The sequence below is a fragment of the Streptomyces sp. NPDC058008 genome (assembly GCF_042886395.1).
Lineage (GTDB): Bacteria > Actinomycetota > Actinomycetes > Streptomycetales > Streptomycetaceae > Streptomyces.
The window spans coordinates 107,339-121,340 of record NZ_JBHVQX010000025.1 but is presented as its reverse complement, the minus strand read 5'-3'; the positions used below and the strand labels follow the sequence as shown (position 1 = coordinate 121,340).

The 14,002-nt window shown below is 69.3% G+C and carries 10 protein-coding genes; 6 read left to right on the top strand and 4 right to left on the bottom strand.

Translation table 11 applies throughout. From position 1 onward, the window contains the following. Window positions 1-110: 110 nt before the first annotated feature. From ACFVS9_RS24500 to ACFVS9_RS24490, 3 genes are read right to left on the bottom strand one after another with little or no spacing between them, the layout of a single operon-like run. Window positions 111-854, bottom strand: a complete 744-nt coding sequence (locus ACFVS9_RS24500; RefSeq protein ID WP_389935433.1) for a hypothetical protein — start codon at window positions 852-854, stop codon at window positions 111-113. Continuing rightward, window positions 851-1,318: a hypothetical protein gene (locus ACFVS9_RS24495; protein ID WP_383117871.1), complete on the bottom strand. Its 468-nt coding sequence runs from the start codon at window positions 1,316-1,318 to the stop codon at window positions 851-853. Before ACFVS9_RS24495 ends, ACFVS9_RS24500 begins: the two co-directional genes overlap by 4 nt. A gap of 13 nt (window positions 1,319-1,331) precedes the next feature. After that, on the bottom strand, window positions 1,332-3,554 hold the full coding sequence (locus tag ACFVS9_RS24490) for a glycoside hydrolase domain-containing protein (protein ID WP_389935430.1): 2,223 nt from the start codon (window positions 3,552-3,554) through the stop codon (window positions 1,332-1,334). Between the two features lie 587 nt (window positions 3,555-4,141). Between ACFVS9_RS24490 and ACFVS9_RS24485 the strand changes: the two genes are divergently transcribed. The 6 genes from ACFVS9_RS24485 (at window position 4,142) to ACFVS9_RS24460 (ending at window position 12,580) form a co-directional block, all read left to right on the top strand. Beyond that, complete coding sequence (locus ACFVS9_RS24485) at window positions 4,142-5,341, top strand: ROK family protein (protein WP_383117873.1); 1,200 nt, start codon at window positions 4,142-4,144, stop codon at window positions 5,339-5,341. A 119-nt stretch (window positions 5,342-5,460) separates the two neighbouring features. Next, on the top strand, window positions 5,461-6,570 hold the full coding sequence (locus ACFVS9_RS24480) for a sugar ABC transporter substrate-binding protein (protein ID WP_383117874.1): 1,110 nt from the start codon (window positions 5,461-5,463) through the stop codon (window positions 6,568-6,570). Window positions 6,571-6,771: 201 nt separating this feature from the next. Then, window positions 6,772-7,560, top strand: coding sequence for an ATP-binding cassette domain-containing protein (locus tag ACFVS9_RS24475; protein WP_383117875.1), 789 nt, complete (start codon window positions 6,772-6,774; stop codon window positions 7,558-7,560). Beyond that, a complete protein-coding gene (locus ACFVS9_RS24470) occupies window positions 7,557-8,834 on the top strand; it encodes a sugar ABC transporter permease (RefSeq protein WP_389935426.1) in 1,278 nt (425 codons plus the stop codon). The genes ACFVS9_RS24475 and ACFVS9_RS24470 overlap by 4 nt, the downstream gene beginning before the upstream one ends. 173 nt (window positions 8,835-9,007) lie before the next feature. Further along, window positions 9,008-10,921 carry a 1-deoxy-D-xylulose-5-phosphate synthase gene (gene dxs / locus ACFVS9_RS24465; RefSeq protein ID WP_389935423.1) on the top strand — a complete coding sequence of 638 codons (1,914 nt, stop codon included), beginning with the start codon at window positions 9,008-9,010 and terminating at the stop codon, window positions 10,919-10,921. 156 nt (window positions 10,922-11,077) lie between these two features. Then, complete coding sequence (locus ACFVS9_RS24460; RefSeq protein WP_383117878.1) at window positions 11,078-12,580, top strand: amino acid permease; 1,503 nt, start codon at window positions 11,078-11,080, stop codon at window positions 12,578-12,580. A 70-nt stretch (window positions 12,581-12,650) separates the two neighbouring features. Here the strand turns inward: ACFVS9_RS24460 and ACFVS9_RS24455 are convergent, their stop codons facing one another. Beyond that, window positions 12,651-13,751 (bottom strand): LCP family protein, encoded by a 1,101-nt coding sequence (locus ACFVS9_RS24455; RefSeq protein WP_389935420.1) that lies wholly within the window; start codon window positions 13,749-13,751, stop codon window positions 12,651-12,653. Between the last annotated feature and the right edge of the window lie 251 nt (window positions 13,752-14,002).

The following is a 14,002-nucleotide window of genomic DNA, read 5'->3' as shown; positions in this document are numbered from 1 at the left end:
GTGCGTGGGGGCCCGCTTCTTTTTTTTATCACCCCCCCCCCCCGGGCGGCGCCGCGGGGCCGCCGGCCCCGGCCCGGCCCCCCCCCTTCCGCGTCGTCCGGTGGCCCGGGTCAGGCCTGGCGGGCCGCGAGACGCTCGGCGGCCTTGCGCCGCTGCGCCTGGGACGGATCCACCTGGGTCCCGGCGCCGAGCCCCGGGGTGTGGTTCCAGCCCCGGATCTTCGCGGCGGTCTTCGTCAGGCGCTCGTCACCCGGCGGCACGTCGAGGGAGAACAGCGACTCGTCCGGCCTGCGGTCGTCGCCGCCCCAGCGCACCACGCCCTCGCACTCGGCGAGGATGTCGCGGATCACCAGCTCCTGGAGGGGGAAGAAGCCCCCGCGGGCGCCCGACGGGTAGGACCCGGGCCGGATCCGGACCGCCGTGCCGGACGCCAGGTTGGACTCGGCGAGCCCCTTCCGCACGGAACCCGGTGCCTGCCAGCCGGTCACCTCCCCGGCGCGCAGGGTGTCGATCTCGTAGTGGAACCGGGTGATCACATGGACCAGGACCGTCTCCACGTCGCCCATGCGCATCCGCACGCCTTCGAGAGCGGTCCCTGGGACGGGTCTGGTGTAGACGCTGCCCCGGTCGTCCGCCAGCTTCTCCATCTCCCAGCCGTTCTTCGACGGGACCCCGCTCAGGACCCGCTTGTTGCGCTCCTGCGCCGCGGCGATCTCCTTGCGCAGCGTCTCGGGGTCGGGAGTGCGGTCGGCGGCGCGGGCGGGAGCGGACAGCACCTGCGAGCCGACGGCGGCGGCAGCCGCCACGAACGCCGCACGCCTCAGGGCGGTCCGGCGGGATATCTTCACGGTCACTTCTTCGTCTCCTCGAGCCAGTTCTTCGGGCGGGCGGCGTAGGTCAGTGCGGCGGCGGTCACGCCGAAGAGCCCCGCCGCGGGATTCACGTATCCGGGAACGAAGGCGTCGTACGTCTGCCCGCCGGTGACACGGCACCTGAACTCCAGGGGGAGGAAGGCGTAGGCGTACCCGTCGACGGACCGGGCCCGCTCGGCTCCCAGCCGTTCCTCGCAGACCTGCGGCCGGCGGCTCTCGTCGAGGGCCGCGAAGTGGAGCAGCCCCCAGGTGTAGAAGCCGAACGCACAGGCCCACGCGGCGGCCGCGGCACCCCTGACGAGGGTGTGCGCGTCGCGCGTGCCGCGTCCGCGGAGCAGCAGCCGCAGACCGCGTACGGCCAGCCAGAGCGTGAGGCCGACGCCCAGCGGCGTCAGCAGGAACACGAGCCCGATGTGGAGGTCGTCGGAGGAGTCTGTCACCAGCATGCGACGCGCCCTGTCAGTTGTGCCGGGAGATGGAGTTGTACTTCTCCATGATCTGGTACAGGGCCATGCGCTGGCGGGCGTGCTGCACCGCCTCGTCGTTGGTGCCCTGGTAGCGCCGGAGGATCTGGAAGATCTCCGACTCCGTGTAGTTCAGCCGCATCGAGCGCAGCGGTGTCTCCTCCGGGGTCGCGCCCGGTGCCCCGTCGGCGTTCCAGAGGTGGATCAGCGGCACGGTCGACATGGAGAACTGGTCGTCGTGGCGGCAGTCCGCCCAGATGTTGTACTTGTCCTCGTCATTGGTGACATCGCGGATGGAGCCCTCCGCGTACCCCTTCCGGACGGCGTTGTTCCAGGCCAGGACCGCCGTCTTGCCGAAGATCTGCGCGATGCCGGTGGAGCTGTCCCGGAAGCTCCTGGTCGTCAGGAACTCCAGCGCGACCTCGGCGTCGACCGACAGGTCGATGGGGTCGATGTGCCGCATCTCCCAGTAGGCGGTCGTCTGGATCAGCGCCTTGCGCATGTTGTAGCGGTAGGCGAGGAGCGTGGTGACGCTGTCGTACTCCAGGACCACCCGGCGGAAGCACTCCTCGTGGGTGTGGGACCGCAGCCCTCCGTCGTTGGGGAAGCCGATCGACTCCATGTACTTGCCGACGTCGCTGCGCATGGCCGTGATGAGGTCGGAGTGCAGCGCGGTGTCGGGGAGCTGTGCCCGGGGGGTGTCGAACGCGCCCTGTCCGGTGTCCCGTCCCGAGGCGATGTTGATGTCGATGTTGATCGATCCGGCGCCGCTGCCGACGGTGCGGGTGACGATCTGGTCGTAGGCCCAGTTCGTCGGCAGCGGGTAGCCGAAGTTGCCGGAGAAGCCCGACGACATGTCGGAGACGAACGACGCGGTGGCGTGGCCCGCCTCCCCGACGCGCGTGCAGACGTTGCGCGGCCCGTACACGCCGATGCCGAAGCGGTTGCCGTCGTCGGCGATGGCGTCCTGGATGCCCTTGAAGTGCGGGAGGACGTTGCGCGTGACGTCCTCGTCCAGGGCGTCGAAGTCGACGGCGAAGAAGATCCGGCTGCCCGTCCTGAAGCCGTGGTCCAGCGCCGCGTTCACCGCCGCCTGTCCCGCCGCGCGCCCCTGCGGGTAGCTGAAGTTCGCCGCGGCGCGCCCGAACGTCTGGTAGATCGGGAAACAGCGCAGCCCGTTGTCGGCGATCGTCCGCAGTTCCCCGGGCTGGATCTCCTTCTCCGGGAGATCGGGGTCGTCCGGGATCGGGTTCGTGAGATAGCGGCCTATGTAGCTGATGCCCTGGGCCTTCAGGGTGGCGGCACGCGCGGCGGTGATCTTCGTGACGCCGTCGCAGGCCTCGCCGTTGCGGGACTGGTCCCCGTAGGACACCAGGAGGGAGGCCCAGGTCGAGAAGTTGCCGGTGCCCGTCACGGGCAGCTTCACGAAGGACTGGAAGGTCGAGACGGCCGAGGCCAGGGCGCTGGTGAAGGTGCCGGTGAAGGAGACGCCCGGACGCTGGTTGAGCACCATGCCGGCCGAGAAGAGCTGCACCCAGGGGCCGGAGTCGCCGGTGGACACCGTGTGGCTCTTGAGCCCGCTCTGGGTGCCCGGGCCGAAGACGCCGTTGGCCGTGCCGTCGGCCATGCCGAGCTCGTACTGCACGGCGAAGAGCATCGACCTGGCGACGTCGCGCGAGTGGTTGCCGTCGGCCGGGATGATGTAGAAGTCCTGGCGGGTCACGTACGAGCCGTTGAGCCACCGCTGGACCGCCCGTATGGTCTCCGTGCCGCCGTTGGAGGCGACGTAGGCGTCCATGTTCAGGAGGCCCTTGAAGACCTTCGGTACCAGGTTGCCGCCGGGGTAGGCGAAGTCGACGCCCATGTTCTGCTTCAGGAGGGCCATCGACGAGGCCACGCGGGCGCTGTACGTGCCGTCGATGTCACCGCCGTCGTAGCCCTTGCAGTACAGCCCCGACTGGATGATCTTGGTGAAGTTCTCCGACGGCACCGTGGTCGGGCTGAGCACCGGGTACTTCGCCGTCAGGGTGTTCAGCGTGGTGGGACCGAACGCGTCGGACAGGCTGGTGATGCCCAGTTCGTACTGGAGGGCGCGGGTCAGGGCGAACATGGTCGACCACCCGGTCACCCCGGTCTCCGGCAGGCGGTCGATGCCCAGCTTTCCTCCGTAGACACCATTGATGAACTGCTGCGCCTTGCGCACCATCTCGTCGGCCACGAGGGCTCCTTCGGTCACTCGGTGAGGGACGTTTCAGGCGGCCGACGGGTGGAGGAGCGGAGAGAAGCGCAGCGCGCGGCCGGCCGTTTCCGGCCTGGATGACGCCTTCCCCCCGTGACGTTCGCCCCCGCTCGTACGTCGCCGCACGCCCGGACTCGTCGGAGCCCGGCGGCGTGCCCGGTCAACTTAGTTGTCAAGGAGGCGCCATGGGGAGGTAAAGATCCTGAGCGACGCCGTCCATGTCTCGAAAAAACCCATTGACGTGAAGTCTTGTACGTGAAATTGCCGTCGATCACGCGGACGCCGGAGCGGGTGCGCGCGGAATCCGTCATTCCGCAGAGCGGGGAATGGCTGAATCCCGACGGTTCACGGTTCCGCCGGTGCGTAAGGCCGGTGCGGAGGTCTCCACGCACGGGACGCGTTCGAGAGTTTCAGGCGGAGGTCAGGGCTCCGGCCGCGTTCCGGCCGGGAAGAGGGGAGCCGCGCTCAACCGAGGCTGCCACTGCTCAAGGTCTTGACGGGGGGCACCCCAAAACGCTCAGCTTAGAGTTCACATGTTAGAGAAAACGGCAGGAGTGAGTGAGTCGATGGAGACTCCGGGGTCGCAGACGTCTCTGCATCGGGCCAACCTTGAGCGGGTCGTACGTGCCGTGAGGATGGCGGGGTCCCTGACCCAGGCCGAGATCGCCAGGAGCACCGGTCTCTCCGCAGCCACTGTCTCCAACATCGTGCGTGAACTCAAGGACAGCGGCACGGTCGAGGTGACCCCCACCTCGGCCGGCGGGCGCCGGGCCAGAAGCGTGTCCCTGAGCGGGGACGCGGGCATCGTCATAGGGGTCGACTTCGGGCACACCCACCTCCGGGTCGCCATCGGCAACCTGGCCCACCAGGTGCTGGCCGAGGAGTCCGAGCCGCTCGACGTGGACGCCTCGTCGGCCCAGGGCTTCGGGCGGGCGGAACAGCTGGTCAACCGCCTGGTCGAGACCACGGGGATCGCCCCGGAGAAGGTGATCGGCGTCGGTCTCGGCGTGCCGGGCCCCATCGACGTCGAATCGGGGACGCTGGGCTCCACCTCGATCCTCCCGGGCTGGACGGGCATCAATCCCGGCCAGGAGCTCGCCGGACGCCTCGGGGTGCCGGTGTACGTGGACAACGACGCCAACCTGGGGGCGCTCGGCGAGCTCGTCTGGGGCAGCGGCAGGGGCGTCAAGGACCTGGCGTACATCAAGGTCGCCAGTGGTGTCGGGGCGGGACTGGTGATCGACGGGCACATCTACCGGGGTCCCGGCGGCACGGCCGGGGAGATCGGCCACATCACCCTCGACGAGTCGGGCCCCGTCTGCCGCTGCGGGAACCGCGGCTGCCTGGAGACCTTCACCGCGGCCCGGTACGTCCTGCCGCTGCTCAGGCCCAGCCACGGGCCCGACCTCACCATGGAGCGGATGGTCCAGCTGGCCCGGGAGGGCGATCCGGGCTGCCGCCGGGTCATCGGGGACGTCGGCCGGCACATCGGCAGCGGGGTGGCGAACCTCTGCAACCTGCTCAACCCCAGCCGGGTCGTGCTCGGCGGATCCCTCGCGGAGGCCGGGGAGTTGGTGCTGGCACCCATCCGCGACTCGGTCTCGCGCTACGCCATACCCAGTGCGGCCAGGCAGCTCTCCGTGCTCCCCGGGGCGCTCGGGGGCCGGGCCGAGGTGCTGGGCGCCCTCGCCCTCGTGCTCAGCGAGATGGGGGATTCGACCCTTTTGGAGAGCACGCTCCCCGCGGCCACCCCTGCCTTCACTTAGATAACGAATGGCACCGTTGTCATCTCGTTAAGAATTTACTCCTTGACGCCGCCCCTGCGGCCGAGTTGACTTCCAGCCACCTCGGCCGCAACGTCGCGGCCTCGTCAGGGAGGTTCGAAATGAACACGCGTATGCGTCGTGCCGCCGTTGCCGTTGCCGCCACCACCATGGCCGTCTCGCTCGCTGCCTGCGGGAGTGCCAAGGAGTCCGGTGACAAGGCCACCACGGACGCGGGCAAGAAGAAGGGCGACGATCTCAAGATCGGTCTGCTCCTCCCCGAGAACGTCACGGCCCGCTACGAGAAGTTCGACAAGCCGATCATCGAGAAGAAGGTCAGCGAGCTGACCGGCGGCAAGGCGGAGGTCACCTACGCCAACGCCAAGCAGGACGCCACGCTCCAGGCGCAGCAGGTCGACACCATGATCACGAACAAGGTCGACGCGCTCATCATCGACGCCGTGGACGCCAAGGCCATCGAGAACAGCGTGAAGAAGGCCAAGGCCGAGGGCATCCCCGTCGTCGCCTTCGACCGCCTCGCCGAGGGCCCGATCGACGCCTACACCTCCTTCGACAACGAAGAGGTCGGCCGCGTGCAGGGCAAGGCCCTGCTGGAGGCCCTGGGCACCGCCGACAAGCCCACCGTCGTGATGATGAACGGGTCGATCACCGACCCGAACGCCGCCCTCTTCAAGAAGGGCGCCAAGTCGGTCCTCGACGGCAAGGTGACGTACGGCAAGGAGTACGACACCAAGGAGTGGAAGCCGGAGAACGCCAACTCCAACATGGAGGGCGCGATCACGGCCCTCGGCAAGGACAAGATCGCCGGGGTCTACTCCGCCAACGACGGCATGGCCGGGGGCATCATCCAGGCCCTCAAGTCCGCCGGGCTCTCCAAGCTCCCGCCGGTCACCGGCCAGGACGCCGAGCTCGCGGGCGTGCAGCGCATCGTCACCGGTGAGCAGTTCATGAGCGTCTACAAGCCCTACCCGCAGGAGGGCATCGTCGCCGCGCAGATGGCCGTCGCGCTCGCCAAGGGCGAGAAGCTCGACTCCATCGCCACGTCCAAGGTCGACAACACCGGCACGAAGGGCATCGCCACCGTGCTCGTCCCGGTCGTCTCGCTGACCAAGGCCAACATCAAGGACACCGTCATCAAGGACGGCATCTGGACGCTCGACGAGATCTGCACGGCCAAGTACAAGGCCGCCTGCACCTCTGCGGGCCTGTAGCAGGCCCCTGCCCGTCCGGGCCGGGCCCCGCACGGCCCGCCCGGCGGCCCCGAAGCCTGTCCGGCGCCCCGCCCACCAACTGTCCCGCTACCGGGCGGGGCGCCGGACGGAACGCCTCGGGAGCTCTTCCCCAATTCTTCTGCTCGACCACCGCGCCTTCCCCCAGGCGCGGCATCCCCGCCGGGTCAGGCGGCGAAGGAGATGGTTCACGTGTCCGCTACGCCCGTGCTGGCGTTGCGAGGGGTCTCCAAGCGATTCGGTGCCGTCCAGGCGCTCACCGACGTAGAGCTTGAGGTCCACGCCGGTGAGGTGGTCGCCCTCGTGGGTGACAACGGTGCCGGCAAGTCAACGCTCGTCAAGACGATCGCCGGAGTACACCCCATCGATGACGGCGTCATCGAGTGGGACGGCCGGGCCGTCCAGATCAACAAGCCGCACGACGCCCAGAGTCTGGGGATCGCGACCGTCTACCAGGACCTCGCGCTCTGCGACAACATCGACGTCGTCGGCAACCTCTACCTCGGCCGGGAGCTCCGCAGGTTCGGAGTCCTCGACGAGGTCGAGATGGAGCGCCGCTCGCGCGAGCTCCTCAGCACGCTGTCGATCCGCATCCCCAGCGTCCGCATCCCGATCGCGTCGCTCTCCGGCGGGCAGCGCCAGACCGTCGCCATCGCCCGCTCGATGCTGGGCGAGCCCAAGCTCGTCATCCTCGACGAGCCCACCGCCGCGCTCGGCGTCGAGCAGACCGCCCAGGTCCTCGACCTCGTGGAGCGGCTGCGCGAGCGGGGCCACGCGGTCATCCTCATCAGCCACAACATGGCCGATGTGAAGGCCGTCGCCGACAAGGTCGCCGTGCTCCGGCTGGGCCGGAACAACGGGGTCTTCGACGTGAAGACCACCTCGCAGGAAGAGATCATCTCCGCCATCACGGGCGCCACGGAGAACGCCGTGACCCGTCGTGCGGCCCGCAACGCGGAGGCCCAGAAGTGACAACCGACAAGACGTCCACCGCAGTGGTCAACCCGGAGGCGGCCAAGGGCGCCGACACCGTGGTCGACCCCCGGCTCCTCGTGCGCGAGCAGGGCCTCGGCGGCTACCTCACCGAGTTCAGGCGCAAGATGCGCGGCGGTGACCTGGGCTCGATCCCCGTGATCATCGGCCTGATCATCATCTGCGTCGTCTTCCAGAGCCTGAACTCCGAGTTCCTCTCCGCGAAGAACGTCAGCGACATCGCCGTCACGATGGTGGCCACCGGCATGATGGCCGTCGGCATCATCTTCGTGCTGCTGCTCGGTGAGATCGACCTCTCGGTCGGCTCCGTCAGCGGTGTCTCGGGCGCCGTCGTCGCCGTGCTCAGCGTCACGCACGGCATGAACGAGTGGCTCGCCGTCCTCGTCGCGATCCTCAGCGGTGCGGTCATCGGTGCCATCCACGGCTTCTTCTTCGCCCGGATAGGCGCCCCCGCGTTCGCCGTCACCCTCGCCGGCCTGCTGTTCTGGCTGGGCTTCATGCTCCAGCTGCTCGGTGACACCGGCACGATCAACCTGGACAGCGACGGGGTCGTCGGCAAGCTGACCACGTTCTACTTCTCGGACGTCGCCGCGGCCTACGGTCTCGCGGCCGTCGCGGTGATCGGCTACTTCGCCTCCGCGTTCCTGGACACCCGCCGCCGCGAGGCCGCCGGCGTCCCGTCGCGGCCGCTCGTGGACATCGTGATCCGCACCGTCGTGCTCGCCGTGTTCGGCTTCGGCGCGGCGTTCATGTTCAACCAGTACCGCGGCCTCCCGCTGGCCCTGGTCCTCTTCCTGGTCGTGCTGGTCGGTACGGACTTCGTCCTGCGCCGCACCTCCTACGGGCGCAAGATCTTCGCGCTCGGCGGCAGCGTCGAGGCGTCCCGGCGCGCCGGCATCAACGTCACCGCGATCCGCGTCTCGGTCTTCGCCATCGCCGGCACCTTCGCGGCGATCGGCGGCCTGTTCTGGGCCTCCAAGATCGCCGCGGCCAACCAGGGCTCCGGCGGCGGCGACCTCCTGATGAACGTCATCGCGGCGGCCGTCATCGGCGGCACCAGCCTCTTCGGCGGCCGGGGCCGCACCTGGAACGCCCTGCTCGGCGTCATGGTGATCGTCTCGATCCAGTACGGCCTGGCACTGGAAGGCATCGCCACGCCGATCAACTACATGATCACCGGCGCTGTTCTTCTCATCACGGTCGTCATCGACTCCATCACCCGTAAGACGCAGAAGACCGCGGGCCGCGCCTGACCGTCCTACCCGCACACCTGTGCCCGGCGTCCCCGGTGGCGCCGGGCACACGCGCGTCCGGCGCCACCGGCGCGGCGCGGTGCAAATGAGGCGCCCGATGACCCGGGCCGCCGACGGAACATTAGACTCATCGGATCGGCTCGCTCGATCAGCTCACACGCAAGGAGGCACGGGTGGATCTGCTGACCCGCATCAGGGGACCGCGCGACCTGGACCGGCTCGACTCCGAGCAGCTGGACCGGCTCGCCGGCGAGATCCGTACCTTCCTCGTCGAGGCGGTGTCCAAGACCGGCGGCCACCTCGGCCCGAACCTGGGCGTGGTCGAGCTGACCATCGCCCTGCACCGGGTCTTCGAGTCCCCGCAGGACAAGGTCCTCTTCGACACCGGCCACCAGAGCTACGTGCACAAGCTGCTCACCGGCCGGCAGGACTTCTCGAAGCTCAAGAGCAAGGGCGGACTCTCGGGATACCCGTCCCGCGCGGAGTCCGAGCACGACGTCATCGAGAACTCCCACGCCTCGACCGTGCTCGGCTGGGCCGACGGCCTCGCCAAGGCCAACGAGGTCCTGGGCAAGGACGACCACGTCGTCGCCGTCATCGGTGACGGTGCCCTCACGGGCGGTATGGCCTGGGAGGCGCTGAACAACATCGCCGCCGCCAAGGACCGCCCCCTCGTCATCGTCGTCAACGACAACGAGCGCTCGTACGCCCCGACCATCGGCGGCCTCGCGAACCACCTCGCCACCCTGCGCACGACCGACGGGTACGAGCGGTTCCTGGCCCGTGGCAAGGACCTCCTGGAGCGCACGCCCGTCGTCGGCAGGCCGCTGTACGAGACCCTGCACGGCGCGAAGAAGGGCCTGAAGGACTTCATCGCCCCGCAGGGCATGTTCGAGGACCTCGGCCTGAAGTACGTCGGGCCGATCGACGGCCACGACATCGAGGCCCTGGAATCCGCCCTCCAGCGCGCCAAGCGCTTCGGCGGCCCGGTCATCGTGCACTGCCTCACCGAGAAGGGCCGTGGCTACACCCCCGCCCTCGAGGACGAGGCGGACCGCTTCCACGCGGTCGGCAAGATCCACCCGGACACCGGCCTGCCCATCTCCACCTCCGGCCTCGACTGGACCTCGGTCTTCGGCGAGGAGATGGTGAGGCTCGGCCGCGAGCGCGAGGACGTCGTCGCCATCACGGCGGCCATGCTCCAGCCCGTCGGCCTCGGCAAGTTCGAGGAGGCCTTCCCGGACCGGATCTACGACGTCGGGATCGCCGAGCAGCACGGCGCGGTCTCCGCGGCCGGCCTGGCCACCGGCGGGCTGCACCCCGTCTTCGCCGTCTACGCCACCTTCCTCAACCGCGCCTTCGACCAGGTGCTGATGGACGTCGCCCTGCACAAGTGCGGTGTGACCTTCGTCCTGGACCGGGCCGGCGTCACCGGTACGGACGGTGCCTCGCACAACGGCATGTGGGACATGTCGATCCTGCAGTGCGTGCCGACGCTGCGCATCGCCGCCCCGCGCGACGCCGACCAGGTCCGCGCCCAGCTGCGGGAGGCCGTCGACGTCGACGACGCGCCGACCGTCGTGCGCTTCTCCAAGGGCGCGGTCGGCCCGGCGGTCAAGGCCGTCTCCACCGTCGGCGGCATGGACGTCCTGCGCGAGGCCGGCACGGACGCGCCCGACGTCCTGCTGGTCTCCGTCGGGGCGCTCGCCCCGATGTGCCTGGAGATCGCGACCCTGCTGGACGCCCAGGGGATCTCCACCACCGTGGTCGACCCCCGCTGGGTCAAGCCCGTCGACGAGGCGCTCGCCCCGCTCGCCGCGCAGCACCGGGTCGTCGTCACCGTCGAGGACAACAGCAGGGCCGGCGGTGTCGGCTCCGCCATCGCCCAGGCGCTGCGTGACGCCGACGTCGACGTACCGCTGCGCGACTTCGGCATCCCGCCGGTGTTCCTCGACCACGCCTCGCGCGGTGAGGTCATGGCCGAGATCGGGCTGACCGCGCCGGACATCGCGCGCCAGGTCACCGGCCTGGTCGCCAAGCTCGACGGCCGGTACGAGAGCCGAGCGGTGGCGCCCGTCCGCGACTGACCCGTCCGCGCGGCCGAGGGCCGGCCGGACCACCTCACCCGGGTGGCCCGACCGGCCCATTCGCGTGAAATCGGGGCATATCGTGCGTTCGGCGACATTCCGGGGACCGGCGGTTCCGAATCATGGCGTGCACGACGAGCGCGTGGAGGTACGCCGGTGAGCACGCAGCAGGGCAGGCCACCCAGCGGAGGGGGGCTGTTCCGGACCAAGACGGTCGAACAGTCCATCCGCGACACGGAAGAACCGGAGCACGCGCTCAAGAAGTCCCTCTCCGCGCTGGACCTCACGGTCTTCGGGGTCGGCGTCATCATCGGCACCGGCATCTTCGTCCTCACGGGCAAGGTCGCCAAGGAGACGGCGGGCCCCGCCACCGCCCTCGCCTTCGTCGTGGCCGGGGCCGTCTGCGCCCTCGCCGCCCTCTGCTACGCGGAATTCGCCTCCACCGTCCCGGTGGCCGGATCGGCGTACACCTTCTCGTACGCCTCGCTCGGCGAGCTGGTCGCCTGGATCATCGGCTGGGACCTGGTGCTGGAGTTCGCCCTGGGCACCGCGGTCGTGGCGGTCGGCTGGTCCGGCTACGTCCGCTCCCTGATGGAGAACGTCGGCTGGACCATGCCCGGAGCGCTCTCCGGCACCGATGCGGCGAACGGCTTCGGCTTCGACATCCTGGCGTTCGCCCTGGTGCTGGTCCTGACGGTCGTCCTGGTCCTCGGGATGAAGCTCTCCGCCCGGGTCACCACGGTCGTCGTCGGCATCAAGCTGGCGGTCGTGGGCATCGTGATCATCGCGGGCCTGTTCTTCGTCAAGGCCTCGAACTACACGCCCTTCATCCCCGAGGCGCAGAAGCAGCCCGGCGGATCGGGCCTGAACGCCCCGCTGGTCCAGCTCATCTTCGGCTACGAACCGACGAACTTCGGCGTCATGGGCGTCTTCACCGCCGCCTCCATCGTCTTCTTCGCCTTCATCGGCTTCGACGTCGTGGCCACCGCGGCCGAGGAGACCAGGCTCCCGCAGCGTGACATGCCGCGCGGCATCCTGGCCTCGCTGGTCATCTGCACGCTGCTCTACGTCGCCGTCTCGGTCGTGGTCACCGGGATGGAGAAGTACTCCGACCTCTCGGTCACCGCCCCGCTCGCCGACGCCTTCAAGGCCGTCGGTCACCCCTTCTACGCGGGCGTCATCAGCTTCGGTGCGGCGGTCGGCCTCACCACGGTCTGCATGATCCTGCTGCTCGGCCAGACCCGGGTGTTCTTCGCGATGAGCCGCGACGGACTGCTGCCGAGGTTCTTCTCGGTGACGCACCCGCGGTTCGGCACCCCGTACCGGCCGACCATCCTGCTCGGGGTGATCATCGCGGTCGTGGCCGGCTTCACGAGCATCGACGAACTCGCGACCCTGGTGAACATCGGCACGCTCTTCGCGTTCGTGGTCGTCGCCCTCGGTGTGATCGTGCTGCGCCGCACCCGCCCCGGGCTCCACCGCGCCTTCCGCACCCCGTGGGTGCCGCTGCTGCCGGTCCTCTCGGTGGCCGCGTCGGTCTGGCTGATGCTGAACCTGCCGGCCGAGACCTGGCTCCGGTTCGGGATCTGGATGGTGATCGGCGTCATCATCTACGTCGCGTACGGGCGCCGCAACAGCCGCCTGGCGAAGGCCTCCTGACCCGGGGGCGCCGCGACACGGCGGCGGCCGTACCGTACGGGCCCCGCACGGTACGGCCGCCGCCGTCAGGTCAGCCGCCGGTGGCCGGGGACTTCTTCGCCGACTCGGGGATCGTCCCGTCGGTGCGGATCGCCTTCCAGAGTTCGCCCGCCTGCGGATCCGCCGCCACGACGCGGTTGGGGTCCTGCTTGTCGTAGGCGACCGGCAGCATGATCGTCTCCATGGCGGAGGGATCGACGCCGTTCATCGAGCGCGCGAACTCGCTGAGCGAGGTCAGCGAGGCGAGCCCGTCGTCGGTCGTCAGCGACTTGGTCGCGGACTTGGCGATCTTGTACGTGGTCGCCGGACTGCCCAGCAGGTCCTGCGACTTGATCTCGGTGAGCAGCGCGAGCAGGAACTGCTGCTGGAGCCCGATCCGGCCGAGGTCGCTGCCGTCCCCGATGCCGTGCCGGGTGCGGACGAAGGCGAGGGACTCGGTGCCGTCGAGCTTGTGCGTACCGGCCGTCAGGTCGAGGCCCGAGGCCTTGTCCTTGATCGGTTCGTCGACCTTGACGGTGACCCCGCCGATCGCGTCGACCAGGTCCTTGAACCCGGCGAAGTTGATCTCCAGGTAGTGGTCGATCCGGACCCCGGACATCTTCTCCACGGTCTTCACCACACAGGCCGGACCGACCTGGGAGTAGACGGAGTTGAACATGACCCGCTCGGCGGACGCCATGGTCGAACCGTCCGCCTTGGCGCACTCCGGCCGCGTCACCAGGGTGTCGCGCGGGATGGAGACGGCGACGGCCTGGGTGCGGCCCTCGGGTATGTGCACCACCAGGGCCGTGTCCGACCGCGCCCCGCTGACGGCGCCGCCCCCGCCCAGCTCCTGGTTCTCCGCCCCGGCACGGGAGTCGGAACCGAGGACGAGGAGGTTCTGGCCCGTGGTGGGGAGCTTCTCCGGACGGTCCTCGCCGAGCGCCTTGTTGATGTCGACGCCCGTGATGTTGTTGTCGAGGTCCCGGTACATCCAGTACGCGGTACCACCGGCGGCGAGCAGGAGCACCAGCAGCACCAGGAGCGTGATCTTGAGGCCGCTGCGGCGCCTGCGTTCCTTCTTGCGGCCCCGTGCGGGGGATTCACCCCGGCGTGAGGCGCGTCCGCCCGGAGGCATGACGTCGTTGCTCATCCTGTTCGAGTCCCTTGATCTCGCGGCCCGGTAGGGCTGTCGGCGGGTTGGACCCGGGTGGGGGGAGGAGCCGGTCCGACTTCGGTGTGCGTAGCACTATAGACAGTTCATCGCTTACACGTACGAGTGCTGTGGGGTTCCTCGCGAGCCGTTCCCCCCTCGCGAGGCCGCCCGCCCGGCACCGGGCCGTCACCGTTCGAGCACTGAATAATCTCTCATGTGAGGGACTAGTATGTGCCAGATTCGAAATC